At 52.7% G+C, this 21884-nt stretch carries 19 protein-coding genes; 11 read left to right on the forward strand and 8 right to left on the reverse strand.

Annotated features, from left to right (window positions below; translation table 11 throughout):
* Positions 1-94: 94 nt before the first annotated feature.
* On the forward strand, positions 95-2164 hold the full coding sequence (locus DFK18_RS11175) for a carboxy terminal-processing peptidase (RefSeq protein ID WP_114418346.1): 2070 nt from the start codon (positions 95-97) through the stop codon (positions 2162-2164).
* Between the two features lie 6 nt (positions 2165-2170).
* On the opposite strand, the gene DFK18_RS11180 is transcribed toward DFK18_RS11175, so the two are convergent.
* A complete protein-coding gene (locus DFK18_RS11180; protein ID WP_114418347.1) occupies positions 2171-2851 on the reverse strand; it encodes a class I SAM-dependent methyltransferase in 681 nt (226 codons plus the stop codon).
* Positions 2852-3049: 198 nt separating this feature from the next.
* Here DFK18_RS11180 and miaB point away from each other — a divergent pair, with 198 nt between their 5' ends.
* The 6 genes from miaB to DFK18_RS11210 all read left to right on the forward strand — a co-directional run bounded on the left by miaB (position 3050) and on the right by DFK18_RS11210 (position 10309).
* Positions 3050-4402, forward strand: a complete 1353-nt coding sequence (gene miaB, locus DFK18_RS11185; protein ID WP_114418348.1) for a tRNA (N6-isopentenyl adenosine(37)-C2)-methylthiotransferase MiaB — start codon at positions 3050-3052, stop codon at positions 4400-4402.
* A gap of 43 nt (positions 4403-4445) precedes the next feature.
* The gene (locus DFK18_RS11190; protein WP_114418349.1) at positions 4446-5552 is read left to right on the forward strand and encodes a PhoH family protein; all 1107 of its coding nucleotides are present in this window, start codon (positions 4446-4448) and stop codon (positions 5550-5552) included.
* Positions 5549-6037, forward strand: coding sequence for an rRNA maturation RNase YbeY (gene ybeY, locus DFK18_RS11195; protein ID WP_114418350.1), 489 nt, complete (start codon positions 5549-5551; stop codon positions 6035-6037). Before DFK18_RS11190 ends, ybeY begins: the two co-directional genes overlap by 4 nt.
* A gap of 20 nt (positions 6038-6057) precedes the next feature.
* Positions 6058-6936: a CorC family transporter gene (locus DFK18_RS11200; RefSeq protein WP_114418351.1), complete on the forward strand. Its 879-nt coding sequence runs from the start codon at positions 6058-6060 to the stop codon at positions 6934-6936.
* 3 nt (positions 6937-6939) lie between these two features.
* A complete protein-coding gene (gene lnt, locus DFK18_RS11205; protein ID WP_245944375.1) occupies positions 6940-8481 on the forward strand; it encodes an apolipoprotein N-acyltransferase in 1542 nt (513 codons plus the stop codon).
* 271 nt (positions 8482-8752) lie between these two features.
* Positions 8753-10309: a methyl-accepting chemotaxis protein gene (locus DFK18_RS11210; protein ID WP_114418352.1), complete on the forward strand. Its 1557-nt coding sequence runs from the start codon at positions 8753-8755 to the stop codon at positions 10307-10309.
* Here the strand turns inward: DFK18_RS11210 and DFK18_RS11215 are convergent.
* Together DFK18_RS11215 and DFK18_RS11220 are read right to left on the reverse strand one after the other, a co-directional pair.
* On the reverse strand, positions 10306-10836 hold the full coding sequence (locus tag DFK18_RS11215) for a zinc ribbon-containing protein (RefSeq protein WP_114418353.1): 531 nt from the start codon (positions 10834-10836) through the stop codon (positions 10306-10308). The genes DFK18_RS11210 and DFK18_RS11215 overlap by 4 nt on opposite strands.
* 39 nt (positions 10837-10875) lie before the next feature.
* On the reverse strand, positions 10876-12594 hold the full coding sequence (locus DFK18_RS11220) for a bifunctional protein-serine/threonine kinase/phosphatase (RefSeq protein ID WP_114418354.1): 1719 nt from the start codon (positions 12592-12594) through the stop codon (positions 10876-10878).
* A 195-nt stretch (positions 12595-12789) separates the two neighbouring features.
* On the opposite strand from DFK18_RS11220, the gene ppa reads away from it, so the two are divergent.
* Positions 12790-13317 (forward strand): inorganic diphosphatase, encoded by a 528-nt coding sequence (gene ppa / locus DFK18_RS11225; RefSeq protein ID WP_114418355.1) that lies wholly within the window; start codon positions 12790-12792, stop codon positions 13315-13317.
* A gap of 50 nt (positions 13318-13367) precedes the next feature.
* Here the strand turns inward: ppa and DFK18_RS11230 are convergent, their stop codons facing one another.
* Complete coding sequence (locus DFK18_RS11230) at positions 13368-15299, reverse strand: putative bifunctional diguanylate cyclase/phosphodiesterase (RefSeq protein ID WP_114418356.1); 1932 nt, start codon at positions 15297-15299, stop codon at positions 13368-13370.
* Between the two features lie 297 nt (positions 15300-15596).
* On the opposite strand from DFK18_RS11230, the gene DFK18_RS11235 reads away from it, so the two are divergent.
* On the forward strand, positions 15597-15962 hold the full coding sequence (locus DFK18_RS11235; protein WP_114418357.1) for a DUF3135 domain-containing protein: 366 nt from the start codon (positions 15597-15599) through the stop codon (positions 15960-15962).
* Here DFK18_RS11235 and DFK18_RS11240 read toward each other — a convergent pair.
* Positions 15944-16867: a LysR family transcriptional regulator gene (locus DFK18_RS11240; RefSeq protein WP_114418358.1), complete on the reverse strand. Its 924-nt coding sequence runs from the start codon at positions 16865-16867 to the stop codon at positions 15944-15946. The genes DFK18_RS11235 and DFK18_RS11240 overlap by 19 nt on opposite strands.
* A 126-nt stretch (positions 16868-16993) precedes the next feature.
* Positions 16994-18406: a solute carrier family 23 protein gene (locus tag DFK18_RS11245; RefSeq protein ID WP_114418359.1), complete on the reverse strand. Its 1413-nt coding sequence runs from the start codon at positions 18404-18406 to the stop codon at positions 16994-16996.
* 513 nt (positions 18407-18919) lie between these two features.
* Here DFK18_RS11245 and ppnN point away from each other — a divergent pair.
* Positions 18920-20305, forward strand: coding sequence for a nucleotide 5'-monophosphate nucleosidase PpnN (gene ppnN, locus DFK18_RS11255; protein WP_114418361.1), 1386 nt, complete (start codon positions 18920-18922; stop codon positions 20303-20305).
* 117 nt (positions 20306-20422) lie between these two features.
* Complete coding sequence (locus DFK18_RS11260; RefSeq protein ID WP_114418362.1) at positions 20423-20740, forward strand: hypothetical protein; 318 nt, start codon at positions 20423-20425, stop codon at positions 20738-20740.
* Here the strand turns inward: DFK18_RS11260 and DFK18_RS11265 are convergent.
* Together DFK18_RS11265 and DFK18_RS11270 are read right to left on the reverse strand one after the other, a co-directional pair.
* Positions 20737-21183 (reverse strand): flavodoxin domain-containing protein, encoded by a 447-nt coding sequence (locus tag DFK18_RS11265; RefSeq protein ID WP_114418363.1) that lies wholly within the window; start codon positions 21181-21183, stop codon positions 20737-20739. The two genes, DFK18_RS11260 and DFK18_RS11265, sit on opposite strands and share 4 nt — an antisense overlap.
* Before the next feature lie 160 nt (positions 21184-21343).
* Positions 21344-21664, reverse strand: a complete 321-nt coding sequence (locus DFK18_RS11270) for a hypothetical protein (protein WP_114418364.1) — start codon at positions 21662-21664, stop codon at positions 21344-21346.
* Between the last annotated feature and the right edge of the window lie 220 nt (positions 21665-21884).

Here is a 21884-nt window from a genome sequence, read left to right on the forward strand (position 1 = left end):
TAGCGTGTCAGCAGAGGCTCACCAAGCGTTATTTTTTTCAATGGCTTGACCACAAGCTTGTCGCTTTCAACCTGTTCACGGGAGTAATGAACACATGCAAGCCCTTTTTTGGCGTTGGCTATATATTTGTCTGCTGGTTGTCGGTCTGACCGTCAGCCTCCAAGCCACTGCAGAAAGCCCAACGCATGAATATCCACCTCTTGCTGAACTGGAACCGACCAGTGCCCAAAGGCAGGTTGCCAAGGAAGTCACCCGCCTGCTGACTCTTCAACACTTTGCTGATGTTACTCTAGACGAAGATCTCGAGAAACTGGCTCTGGAAAATTATCTTGATCAACTCGATCCCAATAAGGCGCTACTGACCCGTGAACAGGCTCAACGTCTGCTGGATCAGACAGCCGAAACGGAAGCGGCCCTGATCAACGGTGAACTGGATTTTGTCTTTGATGCCTTCAAGGAAGTCACACAACTGCATCAAGCACGCCTGGAAGCCAATCTCGACCTGCTCAACGACCAGCTGGATAGCTTTAACTTCAACGGCAATGAGCGCTTTCTGGTGGATCGCAGTGAAGTCGACTGGCCTGAATCCCAGGCAGAAATCGATGACTACTGGAAAAAACGCCTGACCCACGAACTCCTGAGCCTGCTGGATGCCGAGCAATCCCTGGAAGAAGCTCGCGATATTCTGGTGCGTCGCTACCAGAACCGCCTGAACCGTCTGCAACAGACCAATGGCGACGATATCTTCCAGAGTTTTATGAATGCCTTTACCACCAGCGTCGACCCCCACACCAACTACCTGACCCCTCGTCGCAGTGACAGCTTCAACATCCAGATGCGCCTGTCCCTGGAAGGCATCGGGGCCATGCTGCAGATCGAAAATGAATACACCAAGGTGGTTAGTCTGGTGCCCGGTGGTCCGGCAGATCGCCAGGGTGAACTCCAGCCATCCGATCTGATCATCGGCGTTGGTCAGGGTGAAGAAGGCGAAATAGAAAATGTTATCGGCTGGCGTCTGGATGAAGTCGTTGACAAGATTCGAGGTCCCAAGGGTTCGATTGTACGCCTGGAGGTGCTGGATTCCGATAACACCAACCGCCGCATTATTGAAATCGAACGCAATGCCGTGCAGTTGGAAGACCAGGCGGCCAGCCAGCGCATCGTGGAAACCACGGTCGAGGGTGAAACCCGTCGCATCGGAGTCATCGAGATCCCCACCTTCTACTTGGATTTTGAAGGCCTGAGAAACAACAAGAAGAATTACCGCAGTACCACGCGTGATGTCAGAAACCTGATTGATGAACTCACGGCCGAGGGCATTGATGGCCTGATTATCGACCTGCGCAATAATGGTGGCGGTGCTCTTCAGGAAGCCAACAGCCTGGTGGGGCTGTTTATCCCCAGAGGTCCTGTCGTACAGATCAAGGATGCCGATGGCAATATCCAGATCCTGGGCGACAATGATGGCGAAGTCTATTACGACGGACCTCTGACAGTTGTCACCAACCGTCTCTCGGCATCGGCCCCGGAAATCTTTGCCGGCGCCATTCAGGATTATGGCCGCGGCCTGGTGGTCGGTCAGCAGACCTACGGCAAGGGCACGGTACAAACCATTCTGGATCTCAGCGAAGGCCAGTTGAAAATTACCCGGGCCAAGTTCTACCGCATTTCCGGTGGTAGCACCCAGCACAAGGGGGTGATTCCCGATATCACCTTCCCGCCGCTCTACAATCCTGATGTGATCGGGGAAAGCGCTTCCGAGACTGCCCTGCCCTGGGACAGAGTCAGTCCGGTGATCCCCTCGCGCAAGGCCGAGATTCTGAGTCTGCTGGAAGAGCTTCAGGCACGCCATGAAGCCAGGGTGCAGAATGACCCCAACTTTCTCTATCTGCAGGCACAATCCGACTGGATGCAGGCACATGAAGATACGCCCACGGTCAGCCTCAACCGTCGTGAGCGCCAACTGACCCAGGAAGAAGAGGAAGCCGAACAGCTAGCGATGGAAAACCGCCGCCGTGAAGGTCTGGGCCTGGAGCCCCTGGAGGATCTGGAAGATGGCCAGGAAGGCAACCCTCACGAGCAGGAACCCACGCCACTGGATAATGCCATCCTGCACGAAGCAGCCAGCCTGCTGATGGATTATGTTGAACTGATCCAGAATTAAGACTGATCAAACCCCGGCATGCCTGGCTTCACAGGCATCGCCGGGCAGTCTGCCAAAGGCCGCTGGGTCTTTACGCCGCAACAAAAACACCTCCTCGATCACACCATCCTGCCGATCTTCACGGTGCAACTGCTCGATGTGAAAATTACAGGCATAAAGGCGCTCCACTTCGTCGATGGAAATATTGAAAGGTGGCAGGCTTCGCGCTTCCGGCGCCTGACGGGTAATCAGCAGGATTTGTGCCCCAGGCCGCAGGCACTGGGCAAGAAAGAAAACATAATTCTGACGGGCCGCTGGCGGTAGCGCTACCAGGGCCGCACGATCATAAAGTGCATCCACCGAACGCAGCATTTCCTGGCGCAGGTGAAAAACATCACCAGCGACAAACAGCAGGCTGCCCTGATGAGCCAACTTGAGATCCCCCTGGTCGGAGAAGCGCACTGGATAGGGACGACTGGCCAGAAATTCATCCCGGGCTTTTACCGAGTAGTCCACCCCCACGACATCATGGCCTTCTGATAGCAGCCAGTTCATGTCCAGGGTTTTTCCACACAGGGGCACCAGTACACGGGCCTGAGGACGCAGCTTCAAACGCGACCAGAAGCGCTGCAGATGCGGGTTTATCCGGGTCTGGTGAAAACCCTGCTCTTCTTCACGCCAGACGGCTTCCCAATAGGCTCTATCCACTCGTTTCTCTCCGCTTGCTTGTAATTATCCACGAAAGCTGTGGATAAACCTGTCAGCATCCCTAGAATAACCAGCCCCGGGAGTGGTGACCAGCCGGGATTACAAAGTGATTAAAATTTGTACGCTAGCTCTTGCCCGCTATCCACCTGTATAATTGCGCCTCTTCAATGCATAACAGCAAAGGTTGGTTTTTCGCCCATGTCCCAGGCTACTGACACCACGCCCACGAAAAAACTCTTTATCAAAACCCACGGCTGCCAGATGAACGAGTATGACTCGTCCCGTATGGCGGATCTGCTGGGTGTATCGCATCAGCTGGAATTGACTGATGACGAAAGTGAAGCTGATGTCATTCTGCTAAACACCTGCTCCATCCGTGAAAAGGCCCAGGAAAAGGTTTTCCACCAGCTGGGTCGCTGGAAGCAGCTCAAGGAAAATAACCCTGATCTATTGATCGGGGTGGGTGGCTGTGTAGCCAGCCAGGAAGGCGACAAACTGCGTCAGCGTGCACCCTATGTGGATATGGTTTTCGGCCCCCAGACCCTGCACCGGGTACCGGAAATGATCGATGCCACCCGCAGCCAACAGATTCCCATGGTGGATGTCACCTTCCCGGAAATCGAAAAGTTCGATCGCCTGCCCGACCAGCAGGTGGAAGGCGTCACTGCTTTTGTCTCCATCATGGAAGGCTGTTCCAAATACTGCACCTTCTGTGTCGTACCCTATACCCGTGGCGAAGAAGTCTCGCGTCCCTTTGAAGCGGTCATGAAAGACATTCAGCATCTGGCCGATGAAGGCGTGCGCGAGGTTAATCTGCTTGGCCAGAATGTGAATGCCTACCAGGGCGCCAACGCCCAGGGTGACAACATTGATTTGGCTGAACTGATCAGCTGCGTGGCCCAGGTAGAAGGCATCGACCGTATCCGCTTTACCACTTCACATCCGGTGGAATTCTCCGACAGCCTGATCGAAGTCTATAAGGAAGTGCCTGAACTGGTCAGCCACCTGCATCTACCGGTTCAATCCGGTTCCAATCGGGTATTGGCAGCCATGAAGCGTGGCCATACGCGTGAAGAATACATCGACAAGATGGAAAGAATTCGCGCCAATCGTCCCGACATCAGTTTTTCCTCCGACTTTATTGTCGGCTTCCCCGGTGAGACCGAAGAAGACTTTCAGGACACGCTGGATCTGATCGAGCACCTGGGCTTTGATCTTTCCTTTTCTTTCGTTTACAGCGCCCGCCCCGGCACCCCCGCGGCCGACCTGCCGGATGACACCCCGGAAGCACAAAAGAAAGAACGCCTCTATCAATTGCAGCAACTGATCAACCAGCAGACCCAACAGATCAGCCGCCGCATGGTGGGAAGCACCCAGCGTATTCTGGTCACTGGCCTGGCACCCAAGGACCCTGGACAGTTCTCCGGGCGTACCGAAAACAACCGGGTGGTCAATGTCAGCAGCGATCACGCCACCGACTATATCGGCGAGTTTGTTGATGTTGTCATAGAAGAGGCCTACCCTAATTCATTAAGAGGGCGGCTGGCTTAAGGCCAGCCCCGAATTGGCGAACAACCAAGAGGACCGCATCCGCTTGAACCAACCACAAGATTCAGCAGCCGAAGATCAAGCCACCCCCCAGCGGGTGGTTCAGGTTTCCCTCCACCCCCAGGACAATCAACGTCTGGCCAATCTTTGCGGCCTGCAGGACGACCACCTCAAACTGATTGAACAACGCCTGGGCGTCAGCCTGCGTAATCGCGGTCATGACTTCCAGATCACCGGTGAAGCCCGGCGCGCCAATGTGGCTGCAACCCTGCTGGAGCAGCTCTACAAGGATACGGCCACCGAAGAACTGGAACCGGAAAGCATTCATCTGCACCTGCAGGAAGCCGGTCTGGAAGCCCTGGAAGAGGAAGGTGTTGTCGATCAGCACACGCCGGTGAGTCTGCGCACCCCGCGCCTGACCATCAAACCGCGTGGAGCCAATCAGCAGGCTTATGTGCAAACCATTCGCCAGCAGGACATCAACTTCGGTATTGGTCCGGCCGGTACCGGCAAGACCTATCTGGCCGTAGCCTGTGCGGTAGAAGCCCTGATGAAGGATGAAATCCGTCGCATTCTACTGGTTCGCCCGGCCGTTGAAGCAGGTGAAAAACTGGGGTTTCTACCCGGTGATCTGGCCCAGAAAATCGACCCCTATCTGCGCCCGCTTTATGACGCCCTTTACGAAATGCTGGGGTTCGAGCAGGTCGGCAAGATGATTGAAAAAAATATCATCGAGGTGGCTCCGCTGGCCTTTATGCGCGGGCGTACCCTGAACAATGCCTTTGTTATTCTTGATGAAAGCCAGAACACCACGCGCGAGCAGATGAAGATGTTCCTGACTCGCATCGGTTTTGGCACTACTGCCGTGATTACCGGGGATATCACCCAGATCGACCTGCCGCGCGGCACCTCCTCGGGGTTAACCCATGTGCTCAAGGTACTCGAAGATGTCCAGGGCATCGGCATCACCCGCTTTGCCAACCGGGATGTGGTTCGCCACCCGCTGGTACAAAGGATCGTCGAGGCCTATGACACCAGCGAGGCCGCTGAAGAGAAAGAGCGCACCAGCCGTGAGAAGGAGCGCCAGGCAGAAAGAGCCGCCCGCCAGGAAGCCTTCTATGCCCAGGCCCAGCAGCGAGGTTCGGGACAATGAAACCGCTGATCGACTTGCAAATGGCTACCGATCATCCGCAAGCCTGCCCCAGCCTGGAAGCTTTCCAGGTCTGGGTAGAGGCCGGTCTGCTGGAAGAAACCCCATCCGCCTGTGAAGTCACCCTGCGCCTGGTGGATGACGATGAAAGCCGTTACCTTAATGCCAGCTATCGGGGCAAAGACAAGCCGACTAATGTCTTGTCCTTTCCTTTTGATGCCCCCATTGATTTAGCAGCAGCAGGTGAGTTAACTTTACTCGGAGACTTGGTGATTTGTGTTCCCCAGGTCGTCCGGGAAGCTGAAGAACAGCAAAAACAACTCCAGCATCACTGGGCCCATCTGGTCATCCATGGCCTTCTCCATTTACAGGGAAAGGATCACCAGGAAGAAGCAGAAGCCGAAGCGATGGAAGCACTGGAAAGAGCACGCCTGGCAGCGCTGGGTATTCCAGACCCCTATGCCAGCCCTGATACACGCCACCAATAGCAGGTTGATTCACAACAGCCATGAACGAAGACCGATCGAGCCGGGGGCAGCCCCCAAAAAACTGGTTTGATAAACTCCTTGCCGCCTTTTCTACCGAGCCCAGAAACCGCCAGGAACTGGTGGACTTTCTCAAGGACGCCTCTGAACGTCAGCTGATCGATTATGAAGCCCTGACCGTGATTGAAGGGGCGTTGCAACTGACCGACATGCAGGTCGGGGATGTCATGATTCCGCGTTCACACATGGTGGTGGTCGGCATCAACGAACATCCCCGTGACTTTCTACCCACCCTGATCGAGTCCGCCCACTCACGCTTTCCCGTAATTGGTGAAACCGCGGATGAGGTACTGGGTATCCTCCTGGCCAAGGACCTGCTGCCCCTGATTACCGATCATCAAGCCATGGAAGACTTTGATATCCGCCAGGCGATCCGTCAGGCGACCTTTGTTCCCGAATACAAGCGGCTCTATTCGATGCTGCGCGAATTCCGCGAAACCCATAACCACATGGCCATAGTCGTCGATGAATATGGCGGTACTGCCGGTCTGGTTACCATCGAGGATGTACTCGAACAGATCGTTGGTGACATAGAAGATGAGCACGATGTCGAAGAAGAGGCCGATATCCGCACCGGCGAAAAGGGCTGTTATCTGGTTAAGGCCCTGACGCCCATCGATGACTTCAATGACTACTTCAAGAGTGATTTCAGCGACGAGGAGTTTGATACCCTCGGCGGCATCGTCATGCAGAAGTTCGGCCACCTGCCCCGCCGGGGTGAAGCTGTGGTCCTCGAAGGCATGGAATTCACCGTGATCAATGCCGATAACCGCCGTATCCGCCTGCTTCAGGTACGCCCTCTGAGCCAGGATGAAATCACTGCGCTGCCGGACGAGGAATAAAGCTTGTTCCGGCGCTTAACGGCCCGCTTCGAGCGCAGCCTGCTGCTGCGCGCTCTGGGCAGTCTCGCCGCAGGGAGTCTGATTACGCTGGCCATGGCTCCCTTCAACGCCTGGCCCCTGGCCTTGCTGGCACCGGTCGCTCTGCTATTGATTCTGCGCCCCTTGAAGCCACTGGCAGCTCTAATCCAGGGCTGGTTCTTTGGTGTGGGGGTCTATGGTTCCGGTGCTTCCTGGGTCTACGTCAGCATCCAGGTTCATGGCGGCACTCCGGTTCCCCTGGCTTTTTTTCTGACCCTGCTGTTTATTGCCAGTCTGGCACTGTTCTTTGCTCTGCATGCCTGGCTCTGGCAGCAATTTTTAGCATCCCGACGCCTGTGGCTGCTCAACTGGACTGCACTCTGGGTACTCATGGAGGCTTTTCGCTCCTGGTTCCTGACCGGCTTTCCCTGGCTACTCCTAGGCACAGCCCATCTGGAAAGCCCCCTGGCGGGCTGGGCACCTCTGGTCGGGGTCTATGGTGTAGGGGCCATCAGTCTGCTCGCTGGCTTGCTTCTGGTCTGGGCTCTGCGCCCCGGCTGGTTTAACTGCAAGAACGCCAAGGAATACGGCTGGCAGGCAAAGCAAACCCTGGCCCTGGTTGGCAGCCTCGCCCTACTGAGCAGTGGTTATCTGCTGCAACCCATCCAGTGGACCCAGCCGGTCGGTGACCCCCTGAGAGCAGCCCTGGTTCAGGGCAATGTTGCCCAACAGAATAAATGGGACCCCTCGTACCAAGAGAGGATTATTCGTGACTATCTGCAACTGAGTCAGCAAGCCGGTGAAGTGGATCTGATTATCTGGCCGGAAACAGCGATTCCGCTCAGTCCTGGTCAAGCCCAGCCTTTTCTGGATCTGGCCCTGCAAGGAGCTTCATCCGAGGCAGCCTTGATTACCGGTCTAGTCACTCCCCTCCCTGAGCGCCGTGCCTACTACAACAGTCTGGTCACTGCCGGTCAGGCCAGCGGAGACTACCACAAGGTTCAGCTGGTGCCTTTTGGAGAATATCTCCCTCTGGAAGAAGCTTTAAGAGGCTTGATCAGCTTTTTTAACCTGCCCATGTCCAGTTTTGTCTCAGGGCCAGCCAATCAGGCTCCGCTGGAAGCTCAGGGCACTCGCGTTGCTCCGCTGATCTGCTATGAAATCACCTACCCGGATTTTACCGCCCGCCAGGCAGCTACCTCTAATTGGCTGCTGACCGTCTCCAATGACTCCTGGTTTGGTCGCTCCATCGGCCCCCTGCAACATTTTCAGATCGCTCGCTTTCGGGCGCTGGAAACCGGCCGGGAACTGGTGCGAGTCACCAACAATGGCATCACCGCTCTGGTTGATCACCAGGGCCAGATCAAACAACGACTACCTCAATTCACTCAGGAAGTGCTTTTGGGTGCTATCCAGCCTCGCGAGGGTAGCACGCCCTTCATGCAAACCACCTCCTGGCCCCTCTGGCTCGCCTGCCTGCTCTTACTGGCCTGGCAAACCCGCCCCCCATCACGAAGCCGTATTTAAATTTTTTTAAGCAGTTTGCTGATTATCTGCTAAATATTATAGAAGATCCTTGCAAGCAATAATTAATAGATTATTAACAATAATGATTGTTTTACAACCTGCGTCTAAAATCTACCAAATGACTATTGACTCAGATCATTAACAGACGATAATCCTTTCGCTTCAAAGATCAATAATAAATACATATAAAAACAATACAACCGTTTTAAAAAAAGATAGCTTGATCTGACAGCACCTTGAACTTGAAAACACAACTTCGGCTACCTAAAAAATGCGAAACAACCAACCTGTTACTCAGCAAGAATATAAATACGAGGCGGGGGTCCGCCTGGTTTCAACTACAGATAAACGAGGCATCATCACCTATGCCAATCCCGATTTCTGCAAAGTCAGCGGCTATAATCTGGATGAATTAATAGGGCAAAACCACAATATGATTCGGCATCCGGATATGCCACCGGAAGCCTTTGCCGATTTATGGAAAACTCTGCAATCTGGTAATTCCTGGATCGGTGTGGTTAAAAACCGCTGTAAAAACGGCGATTATTATTGGGTGGATGCCTACATCACCCCCCTATACAAGGGGGACGAAGTCATTGGCTATCAATCAGTCAGAACCAAACCTTCAAGCCGGAGGGTTAAGGATGCCGCTCAACTTTATAAACGCCTTAGAAACAAAAAAAGCCCCCAGACCAGTCCCCGTCCCTACCTACATTTTAATTTAATCAGCTTAGCTCTAATCGGTCCTCTACTAACCTGGTTGGGCATGTTTTTTCTCCCTGAAGCCGCACTAGCTTGGTTGTTACTTGCTCCTGTGGGAGGTCTACTCAGCTGGCTGGCTCTTAAACCCCTGCGCCGCCTACAAGACTTGGCCCGCAAGGTGGTCAACAATCCTCTGGCCCAGAAGGTATTTACTCGCAGTCGCCATGAAACCGGTGGTATCGAGCTGGCTTTTTATACCTACCGAGCCCGAACCCGGACCATTCTCGGACGTATGGACGATACCCTTCTGGCCCTACGCAGTATTATTGATCAACTCAATCATCAGGTGGCCAGCAATCACCAGAGCCAGGACCAACAGGAAAAGGATCTGGAATCCATCGCCACCGCTATCCACGAGATGTCAGCCAGCATTCGTGAGATCGACAGCAGTATCCAGGAAAACTCTGAACATATCAGCCAATCCAATTCCAGCTGTCACAAGGGACGGGAAACCATCCAGGCCAGCTCGGAAAAAATTCAGCAGGTGTGCCAGCAACTGGCTAAAACCTCCAGTGAAGTGGAAAAACTGCGCCAATCCAGTGATGAAGTGGATCAGGTCATGGATCAGATTGCCGGTATCTCTGAACAGACCAACCTCCTGGCATTGAATGCCGCCATTGAGGCCGCCCGAGCCGGGGAAGCCGGACGCGGCTTTGCTGTAGTGGCTGATGAAGTACGTCAACTCGCGGTCAGAGCCCAGTCCTCTACCGAGGATATCCGCCAAACACTGGAGCAGATTCGGGGCATCGTGGGCAGTGTGGTTCGCCAGATGGCAACCAGCAGTGAAAGTGTGGGGGCGACCCAGGAGCAGATTCAGTATTCGATCGACAGCTTTTCCGCGATCGAGGAGGCCTTTGGCAGCATTACCCAGCGCGAAGGTCAGGTGTCCTCAGCAGTCAGCGAGCAGCGCAGCGTGGCCGAGGAGATAGACGAGCGGATACTGGCGATTAATGATCGTGCCCGCCTAGCCCTGGATGAGGCCGAGCAGGCGACCCGGGCCGTTGAGGAACTCAATGACCAGGGCAACCAGCTGGAATCCACCATCAAGGCTTTTGCCTATGTTTAAGCGCGAGTATCCAGAGTCTTGCGGATAAAAATCCGCTCTTCACAACGGTGGCAGGGTTCCAGGCGGTGGGTGTAGCTGACCTCGATTTCCTTGCCACAGTTGGCACAGGAAAAGACCCCGGCCATCGCCAGTTCACCGGCATGGTAAAGTGTGGGGTCTTCACGGCTGTCGAGATCTTCCTGGAGGGTGCGTGCATCCACCAGTGAGGGGTCGGCAACCTGCCGTAGCCAGTGCATAAACTGTTCGCTCAGAAGACTGGTTTCCTGAGCCAGCCAGCCTTTGACACCCTGCTCGGTGGCTGCCAAGTGAGCACGTAAATCCTTGATATCCCGCTTGAGCCAGTAGCTGAGCAAAGACGCTTCTTCGCGGGTCAGTCTTTCCAGATCTTTTTCCTGCTCGAGCAGATCTTCGATCTCGCGATCCACATCCAGGTTTTCACTGGTCTTTTCGACCTCCAGTCGAATTTCATAAAGACGCTCGACCAGCTTGTCATAAATCTGTACCAAACGTTCGGCCTGATCACTCATGTGTTTCTCCTTACTGGACTGGTTAAGCGATTCTTTTCTTTAGTAAAACAGACTTAACAGCAAAAGCAAGAGCAAGAGGCCAGCCAACCCCTTCCAAAAAGCCAGAGGCTGATCTGCAGGCTTGTCGTCATTCGCAGGCAGATAATTGGAGTTAGGCTTCTTCAGATCATAAATAAATTCGGATAGACGCCGGTAACGCAACTCGGGGTTAGGCTGCAATGCCTTGCGCAGGGCACCATCCATCCATACTGGAACGGCTGGATCCAACTGGAAAGCCGGGGTGTATTCCAGGCGTGAAAAATCAACCTTGGAGCTCAAGGTTTCCAGCTTACCCTTGTAGGGGCGCTCACCGGTCAGCAATTCAAAGGCAATGGCAGCAACCGAGAACTGGTCGGCTCTTTCACCCGGCTCTCGACCTAAACGGTATTCAGGCGCTGTGTAGGCAGTCAGTCCCACACGTCGGGCCAGTGTCAGCAGCGGCGGCAAGTCTTTCATACCGGCAACGCCACAGGCAGCAAAATCCACCAGACGGATTACACCCTGGCTATCCACCAGGATATTTTCCGGGGTCAAATGCTGGTGCAGGACTTCACGTCGATGCATGGCACGAATAGCCTTGGTCAGCTGTTCAACCAGATCCAGTCGTACCTGAAGATCGGCATGGGGGTTTTCCTGCATCCATTGCTGCAGGGTACGCCCTTCGATGTATTCCATCAGATAGTACTGCTGGGTTCGGGGTCGGGAAAGATCGACCACTTTAGCCACATAGGGCGAACTAACCCGGTCTACAACCCACTGCTGCATGATGAAGTGGGCAATAAATTCCTTTTTCAAGGCCAGCTGCGGCGAGGGCGCCTTGAGAACCAGCTGGCGATCGGTCTGGGGATCATAAACACGATAGATACGACTGGTGGCACTGCGTGAAAGCACTTCCTCGACGCGATAGCCATCCACTTCCTCACTGGCCTGAAGCTCTTCGGGTACGGGCAGTTGCGAATAGGCACCGCCCAGACCCTCATCGGCTTCATGGGGCACCTGATCCACCCGCATCAGTTGAAAACAGAAGTTATAGCTGGAATACCCCCGCTTGCTGGCTTTTTCCATGGCCTTTTGCAGGATGACATCACAAGCCTGGTCCAGATCTTCGGGAAACTGACTGATCAACTGGACAAATTCGGTCGGCATCAGGGTCCCTTTCACCGCCTGGGTGGTGAAAAGGAAAATATCTCCCTGCTTAACCTTGAAATTGAGGTAGTCGATATCCACGCTCGGGTCCATTCCCAGTGCCCGCGAAGGATAACGGTAGCCGCCTAGATAGGTCGTATGCTCACGATTTAACAGTTGGAACTCGGCACCGCGCAGGCGATAAACCAGGGTATCACCCATATGAAACAGATGGGCCTGACGCCCCCGCAGCAAAAGGGCACTCAGAGAACTGATGTAGCTGCCATTGCTGACATTGCGACTCTGCGAATACAACCAGGAGTTAAGCGCCGAAAGCACCCGGTTTGCCGAGGTTTTGACATCCCAGTTATCCGGGGTGGCAAAATAATCAGCCATAAAGCCTTTTACACAGGTTTCACCTGCCTGTTTGGCCAGGGCATTGCGCCAGGTGGAATCGGCAATAACGCCTGCGATTCCCTTGGTAGCAAGCAATGAAGCCTGGGGATGGCAAACCGCCATGGATGAACGCGCGCTTCGCCGATCCTGAGCCAGGTAGGCCTGTCCATAACTGACCCTTAACTCACCTAGATGCATGTGCAAGTTGGAAACCTTTGTTGATGACTGATCCAAGACTAACATAAAGGTGAAGTATCACCCGCCTGTCGGTAACTTCCAAGTCATCAACTGTTATCCCTTGGTAGTGTTAGGGGCGATCTCATTGGAGTTATGTGAAGCAGAAACGTATAATTATCGCGCTAATTTTTTCCACTTCTAAAGGGTCTAAAGCTAATGAGCTACAACAAGATTCCTGCTGGCAAGTCGCTGCCGGACGATATCAATGTCATCATCGAAATTCCGGCCAACCATGCTCCGGTAAAATACGAAATCGACAAGGACATGGACGCACTGGTCGTTGACCGTTTTATGGCCACGCCCATGTTCTACCCAGCCAACTATGGCTTTATTCCTCAAACCCTGAGTGATGATGGCGATCCCCTGGATGTTCTGGTTATCACTCCACATCCGGTTGAGCCAGGCAGTGTTATCCGTTGTCGTGCTGTTGGCGTTCTCAACATGACCGATGAATCCGGTGAAGACGCCAAGCTGATTGCTGTTCCTCACGACAAGCTGACAGCCATCTACAAGGACATCAAGGACATCAACGATGTACCTGAGCTGCTGCGCAAGCAGATCGCTCACTTCTTCGAGAACTACAAGGATCTGGAAGAAGGCAAGTGGGTGAAGGTTGAGAACTGGGGCACTGCCGACGAAGCCCGCGCTGAAATCACCAAATCAGCTGCTGCTTACAAGGGTTAATTCCCTGCCGACTCTACCCGAAGACGCAAGTCTGCGGGTAGAGTTTTGCATTAAGCTCCCCTTGCCTGAATCCAGGCCAAGAGTTCTTTTGCCGGCAAGGGGCGGCTAAACCAGTAGCCTTGGCCACTCATGCACTCCTGTGCGGCCAGAAACTCTTGTTGCTCCTGATTTTCAATCCCTTCTGCCAAGACTTCCAGGTGCATAGCCTTGCCCATGGCAATGACTGCTGCAACGATCTCTCCACCGGTTGTATCGCCCGGCAAATCCTGCACAAAACTACGATCGATTTTCAATTTGTCGATCGGCAACCGCTTCAAATATGCCAGGGATGAATAGCCGGTACCAAAATCATCAATCGCCAGCTTGACCCCCAGATTCTTAAGCTCCTGCAGGTATTCATCAGCCTGATCACCACGGGATATCAAGGCAGTCTCGGTAATTTCCAGCTCCAGACTTGCTGGTGGAAAAGCATAATCCTGAAGTATTCCGGCAATTCTCTCGACCAGACCTGACTCGGTAAACTGGCGTGGCGAAATATTGACGGCCACAGATTCCAGCTCGATTCCTTGTGATTTCCACTGCATGAAATCCTGCAAAGAACGCTTGAGCACCCACTCGCCCAGAAGGCCGATCAAGCCACTTTGTTCGGCATGGGGAATAAAATCCAGAGGCGGAATCATGCCCAGCTCAGGATCCTGCCAACGTACCAGCGCCTCTACGCCCTTGCAGCGCCCGGTTTTTAAATCCAGCAAAGGTTGATAGTAAACTCTCAGTTCTTCTTGATCCAAAGCCCGACGTAAACGATGTTCAGTATTCAGGTAGGTCTGGGCTTTTTGGGTCAATTCACTGGTGTAGCTGGCGTAGGTGTTACGCCCCATATCCTTGGCCCGGTAGAGAGCAGCATCAGCATTTCGCACCAGCTCTTCAGCGGTTGCTGCGTCACTGGGATAAATGCTGGTACCGATACTGGCTGTCAACCAGATTTGCTGACCGGAAGCCAGTGTGAAAGGATTTTTGATAACCTCCAGCACTTCTGCAGCCCGAGTATAAAGCTCCTTATCATTTTGAAGACCTTCATAAACCAGCAGAAACTCGTCCCCACCCAATCGAGCCAACAAGGAGGTATCGCCCCAATGAGTCTGCAAGCGTCGCGCAGCCGTCAACAAAAGCTCATCGCCAGCCTGGTGCCCCAAGCTATCATTGAGCGTTTTAAAACTATCCAGATCCAGTAAAAGCACCCCAATTTTAGTCTGCCAGCGACTGGCGCGAATCATGGCATTTTCCAGCTGCATGGAGACCAGACTACGATTGGGCAAGTCCGTCAGGGGGTCATAGTTGACCAGACGCTGCAGCCGAGTATGACTTTCTTCAAGCTGGCTGATATCGGATAAAACCACCAGATAACGACTCATGTCACCTTCGTGGATCAGCTTGATGGTGACCCAGAGATGGCAGTAACCATCCCCGTGGCGCTTTTGTACCAAGCGCCCCTGCCAACTTTGCTGTTTTAACAACTGCCGAAAGATTTCCCGGTAATAGGCTGGAGACTGGTCATTATTAATCAAAACCGGGATACGCCGCCCGAGGTATTCCTTTTCATGCACCCCGAGAATTTGTTCACCTGCAGGATTCATGGAACTAACGCGCCGGTGACGATCCAGAATCAACAAGCCTTCATTGGTCGCCTCATAGAACACCCCCGCCTGCTGAAGCTGTTTACGACTGGCCAATAGCCGCTCAATAAGATGCTCCTGGACCCTAAGCGCGCGATAGACCAACCAGGCAATTAACAGACTGCTCAGGGTAATAAACAGCAATCCCTTGCGGGTTTGTAGCTGATGCAACAAATCAACCGGCAAGTTCATCGAAGCAAGAAAGCGATCACTGTAAACAATCCACAAGGCACTGAGCAGCGCGTAAATACCCGCAATTTTAACCATTTGTACAAAACGCGGCTGCCGCACAACATCCACAAGCTTCATAGTACTCCTTACTGGCCATCAGCAATTGCCTGAGAAAAGGAAGACACAGACAAAGAGATTAATGCTTTTTTTGGATTATTTTCTATGCTGAGTATAGAAGCAGAATAAAAAAATGCTCGGAAAGTCTTGGAGCGAACCTGAACCCCAACCAGAAAAACAGAAGTGCAAAACGACCAAGGGAAACGGCAGCTTCATCAAGCAGGTGCGTTAACAACGCCAGACAAGCTTTTAATCCTTTGCCGTTCTGTTCTTTCACGACTGTAAAAAAGACTTTCTGATGACCTGGGGAGTAAAGCGATGAGCCAATCAAGCCTGCCCTGTTTTGATCAGTTACTGGAACTGGCCAGAGAAGCACCGGATCAGCTGGAAAACCTACGCCTGAAAATGACCCGGGAAATTCTCGATGGAGTTCCTGATCGTCAGATGCGTCAACGGCTCCAGCAGTTAAGCTTTCGGATTGATGCAGAAAGACGCCGTGGCCGACCACCCCTGGCTCTTTGCATGCATTACAGTGAGCTCATGCATCGGCATCTGGAAAAACTGCATCAGCATCTGGATTTCTTTCTGGAACCCTTGCCCGAAACTGACCTGCCGACTACGGCCAGCATATCCCGGCCATCAGGCAAGATCCTGCAGCTAGCAGACTACCGCAAGGGGGCCTGAGGCTCAGTTTCAGCACCACGTGAACTGGTGCCCTGGCGCCAGTGCAGGTATTCATCGAGCAAATGCTGGTAACGCTCGGCCAATTGCTCCTTGCTTCTGCGCACCCGATAAACCGGCCAGCTTACCTCTTCACCCAGATACCATTCACGGGTTTGTTGCTGCCAGGGCGAGGCCTCCCAGACACTGCGTGGTAAAACCGTAAATCCCAGACCACGCGCTACCGCATCCAATGCCAAGTGCACTTGATTGACATAACTACGCTGGGTCAATTGATGCAAGCCACGGTATTCACTGGGAAAATTACTGGCCAACCATTTGCTGGCCTGACTCTGGCCTTCTTCATGGCCAATAAAACCCAAGCTGAGCAATTCCTGCAGGGAGCTGCCTTGAAAGTCAGCAGGCACCACCACCGCCAGGCTTTCCTGCAGATAGAGTTCGAAATCCAGTTCCGGGTGCTTTTCCTGCTGGCTAACCAGTGCCAGGTCTATCTGGCGATTACGGAGGGCTTCCAGCGCTTGCTGGCTGGAGGCAAAAGTAAGATGCAGGCGTAATCTGGGGTGGTTTTTCAAATAGCCCAGAGCAAAGGGATAAAAGAGAATCCCCAGGGTTTCGATACTGGATAGTCGACATTCCCCACCTTCAACCAGCTCCTGTTCCAGGGTAGAGCGGAACTGGTCATGCTCGGCAAAAAGTCGCAGGGCATAGTCATAAACCTGACGACCGGCTTCGGTCAACTCAAAGCGCTTGCCCTTGCGGGCCAGCAGGGGGACGGCAAAATAATCCTCGAGCTTGCGCACATGCTGACTGACACCTGGCTGAGTCATGCCCAACTGCTTGGCGGTGTGGGTGAAACTTCCTGTTTCTACGAGGGTAATAAAGGTTTTAAAAAAAGCGGCGTTAAACATGCTGTCAAACTCAATCCTTCAATTCATTGTCTGAAGCATAACAAAAAACCCCCGACCGCAAGGGGTCGGGGGTCAAAGTCTTGCCGAAAAAGCCTGAATCTATTTAAGGCTTAGTGGCAACTGCTATCAGGATTTGGATGCAGCCGTTTCGTCTTCATCCTTGTCGACCGGCATATTATCCTCGACGTGGATGGGTTCTTCGGCATCCTCGGATGCCTTCTTGCGGCCGCGATACTCGACCATGAAGAACATCACCAGGCCAACACCCAGACCCCAGGCGGCGCCGTGGGTTGCCAGAACCACACCCATAACGCCTGCCACACCCATGGAGGTGGCATTATCAATCTGCTCAACCGCTACGGCAATACACAGGTAGCCGGTAATCAGCAGGGTGATTGACAGGGCAATTGGCAGTACCGGCTTGAACAGAGTGACCAGTGGCAGCATGAACAAGGCGATGAAACCGACAATCCAGAAAACACTGGCACCTGAGTAGATGGTATCCATGGCTTTGCGGCCATAACGGTAACGCTCGGCGATGGTTGCCATGGCACCGGTGAACAAAGGACCGGCCAGACCAGGGTAAGGGGCCAGCAGCGCATGAATAACATTACGAATACCAGTCACCAGGTGAACCCGGTCCACATTGACTTCGATTTTTTCATCCGGACGCAGGTGGTCAACACGCTTGATCAGACTCTGGCCCACGATGATGTCACCAAAAGCAATGATATAGGCAATGATGGCTGTAGGAATTGCAGCAGCCAGGAGTTCAATGCCGGGGAAGCCGACCGAGAAAGGCAGATAAGCCCAGATCGAAGCGAAATCCGGAACATTCACCCCCCACTCCACTTCAGGCAGAGGATATTCAGTCACCCCCCAGCCGATAAACATGGTCAGCAGCATACCGGGAACCATGCCATAACTGGCGATCAGTTTGGCCCAGCGATGCTTTTCCGTCCAGTCACGGAAAGACAGTGAAAAGAGGACATAAACCGTCACCAGACCACCAATACCCAGCGACAGAGGAGTGCTATGGAGACGCCCACCTGCACTGATTTCACCACTGATGGCAGCAATACCGGCACCGAGCAGGATACCGGCCTTGATGGAGTTGGGGATATTATCCACCAGCTTGGTACCCAGGCGGGTTACCGCCATGAACAGGAAGATAAAAGCCACGACCAGTTGCAGGGCAACCAGTGCGCGGATGGCATCCGGCCCTGCTTCGTATTCACCAACAAACAGCAGTACCACCGGAATCGCCGGGGTGATCCAGCCGGGAACAAAGGGCACACCCAAGAGGGTGGGCAGCATAAAGCCAACACCACAGACAACAACAAAGGCCAGGGCAACGTTGTAGGGCAGTCCCAGGTACTGTTCCAGTAGAGGAATCATACCCATGGCGACAACGAACATTACCAACGCCTGAATGGTCTCGGGAATTTCCCAGCGGTAATGGATAAAGGGCAAGCGGATTTTAAAGGGGCCAGCAGGCCAGTAGGGATGTTCTTCCCCGTGTTTACGTTTCAAGAGCACGTCTCTAGTTCCTTGTATGGATTTATCTTTGTGCCTTCAATCGCATCCTTCGATGCAATCACCACATGGAACCGACGTCACTTTACTGTTTTTATAGGTGTGATCGTTCAGCAGTTGCTTTTTACGCATATCACCTTGAAAAAACTATTCGACCTTTGATTGTTATACTTTATTGCTAGTCGCTGAATCCCCGATAAAATCTATGCAAATAGACCTGACTTGCCGGTCATTCTTCTGTGAAAATGAAATTTTACAGGATGACAAATAGATGACAGCTTCTTTTTTATAAGCCTTGTATTGCAAGTACCCAGGGACGGCTAAAAATCTTGCCCAACCCCTAAATACTAGCCTCCGGGTGAAATAGAGTTTTCCCGCATTGCGGGAAATGAGGATTCCAAGATCGAAACGCCTGAAAATTTTCTTAAATTTCAGTATTTTTTGCATCAAAAGCAGGCAAAGGCCTGGGCGAATGCTTTATCATAGTTTGCATTCTTATCGAACCGAGGAGTTTTCATGTCCAGCAGGACTGATCCAAGTGCTAGTGTTGATGCCCTGGTTTCTCCCGAGGGCAGTCTGGAAGTTTTATCTCAACACGAAGTCAACCGCTTAAAAGACACGTCGCGCAATGGCCACCATGATCTTCTGCGCCGCTGTGCCCTGGCGGTTCTCTCCTGTGGCAGTCCTCTGGATGACAGCAAAGCTCTTCTGGAACTGCATCCGGGTTTTGATATTGAAGTCCTGCAGCAGGACAGAGGCATACGTTTAAAGCTAACCCAAGCACCCGCTGATGCCTTTGTCGATGGAGAAATGATTCGCGGAATTCGCGAACACCTCTTTGCAGTGCTACGCGATCTGGTTTATGTCAGCAATGAAATTGAACTCAACCCACGATATGACCTGAACACCAGTGAAGGCATTACCGATGCTGTCTTCCATATCCTGCGCAATGCTCATGTACTCCAGGCCAACCAGCACCCTAATCTGGTCGTCTGCTGGGGCGGTCATTCCATCTCCCGGGAAGAATACGAATACACCAAGGATGTTGGCTATCACCTAGGCCTTCGGGGTCTGGATATCTGCACCGGCTGTGGTCCGGGTGCCATGAAAGGCCCCATGAAAGGGGCCAACGTAGCCCATGCCAAGCAACGCACCTCGCAGCGCCGCTATATCGGGATTTCCGAACCCGGCATCATTGCAGCCGAAGCCCCCAACCCCATCGTCAATGAGCTGGTTATCATGCCGGACATAGAAAAACGTCTGGAAGCTTTTGTTCGGGTCGGCCACGGCATTATCGTTTTTCCCGGCGGGGTGGGCACAGCCGAGGAAATCCTCTACCTGCTAGGCTTGCTTAGTAACCCGGACAACCAGCAGCAGCCCTTCCCGGTTATTTTCACCGGACCTGCGTCTTCTGCCGACTACTTTCGACAGATCGACCAGTTTATCGGTCAGGTTTTCGGGGAAAGCATGCGTGAGCGCTACGCCATCCTGATTGACGATCCTCCCGCTGTTGCCCGGGCTATGAAAGAAGGCATTACCCGCGTCACCGATTACCGGCGCCAGCAGAATGACGCCTTTTACTTCAACTGGCGTCTGAAAATTGACCTGCTTTTTCAAGAACCCTTCATCCCCACTCATAAAGCCATGTCCAAGCTGGAACTGCACCCACAACAGCCTGCCGATCAGCTAGCAGCTAATCTGCGCCGTGCTTTTTCAGGCATCGTTGCTGGCAATGTCAAGGATCATGGTATCCGGGCCATCGAAGAAAAAGGCCCTTTTCAGTTGCAAGGCGACCCGGATTTAATGCAGTCGCTGGATGAATTACTCAGGGCATTTGTCAGCCAGGGGCGCATGAAACTGGCAGGAAAAGCCTATAATCCCTGCTATCAGCTAGTCACTTGAGAGAAGTGTGTACAAGTTGACATAAAAACCACGTGCAACTACTAGAGGTTTTTTTGTTAAGCTGTAAACTTCAAACCACCATAACTGGGACAAGTTTTATACCGGAGAAGTTTTACCATGGTTGATATGGCCAAAATGAAGGAGCAAGCCCTTCAGCGCAAACGAGAACATGAAGAAAAGGAATTGCGCAAGCAGATGGGAGGCTCCAAATCCTCGGCACGCCGTGGCTCTTCTCGCGGTTCATCCCGAAGCGGCAGTTCACGAGGACGAAGCCAGACTCGCGGCCGAGCCAATCCTTCGGCACAAAGAGCTTTGGCCGCCCAGCAACAGAGAAAGCCCAAAAAGCGTAAACGGTCTATCAGCCGCTGGGTTCTGGATATTCTGCTGGTACTGGGTGCTTTGCTGGTTATCGTCGTGTTCCTGAATCCCTTTTAAGGCAACTTACTCAACCAGGACTCAATCCATTCTCCAGCGCCTTCTACAGGTTCAAAATATTCCAGCGCATCTATCGTCAACATTGGCAACAAGGGTTCAGCACCCAGGTCAGCCAATTGGGCATCCAGATTTTTACCCGCAGCGCAGAAGCTATCTCCATAAGATGCATCACCCAGAGCAATCACCGCATAGCTACGCCCGGCCAGACTGACTGGCTGACTTTCCAATTGCTGGGAAAAAGCCTGAAGGCCATCGGGCAAATCACCACTCCCTGTAGTCGAGGTCACGACTAAAAGACTGGCATCACCTTGAATAAAGCCTAGATCTGGATCTTCGGAAAGCTCAACCTGATGGCCCCGCTGTTGGGCCAGCTCCTGAGCTTTCTCGGCAACCTCTACAGATCCTCCATAAACACTGCCGACCAAAATTTTGATTGCAGCCATTGATTCCTCCTTAAATAGAACCCGTCTATAAAACCAAGTATTTTACTTGGTTTTAGCAATTACCGGCAAGACTTCGCTGTTTTACTTGGCTTTCCACATAAAAAAATGCCGACCCCAGTAATCAGGATCGGCATCTGTTTATACATCTGGCAAAGAATTTCTAACGCATAATCTCGTTAATCCGGTCGTGCCAGTCTTCGGTCAATTGTTGGCGTTTATGGGCGTGCTCCAGAAAGGTCTTATTGAGGGCACAGAACATATCCGCGCATTCTTTTCCCATGTCCAGAGGGTTCCTGTTTTCATTGCCTGTAGCAAAGCAGGCTTTACTCAAACTGAACCAGGTTTCCCAGTACTGATGCATGGCATCCATTTCCGTTTCCAACAGGGCTTCCATCAGTTCCAGCCACTGTTTCTGGAAATCCATCAAGGGCAGCTGCTGCTTTTGCATTTGCTCTTTAAAGGTATCGATCACTGTTTGCATAGGGTATAGCCTCCTCGGAGAAAGTTATTCTGTATTTACTCCCCAGCCAAGAATCAAATTTACTGCATCCTTGCCCTTATAATGGTAGCAACACAAAAACTTTACCAACAAAATATATGACCCGTGTCAGCAATAGCGGTAATTCTTTTGATTGCCTGACTTGTACCCGGCCAAAGACTGCTGTTAACCTTCGGTCAATTCCAAGTTAACAAGAGAGCTG

The organism is Marinospirillum perlucidum, assembly GCF_003336805.1.
Classification (GTDB): domain Bacteria; phylum Pseudomonadota; class Gammaproteobacteria; order Pseudomonadales; family Halomonadaceae; genus Marinospirillum; species Marinospirillum perlucidum.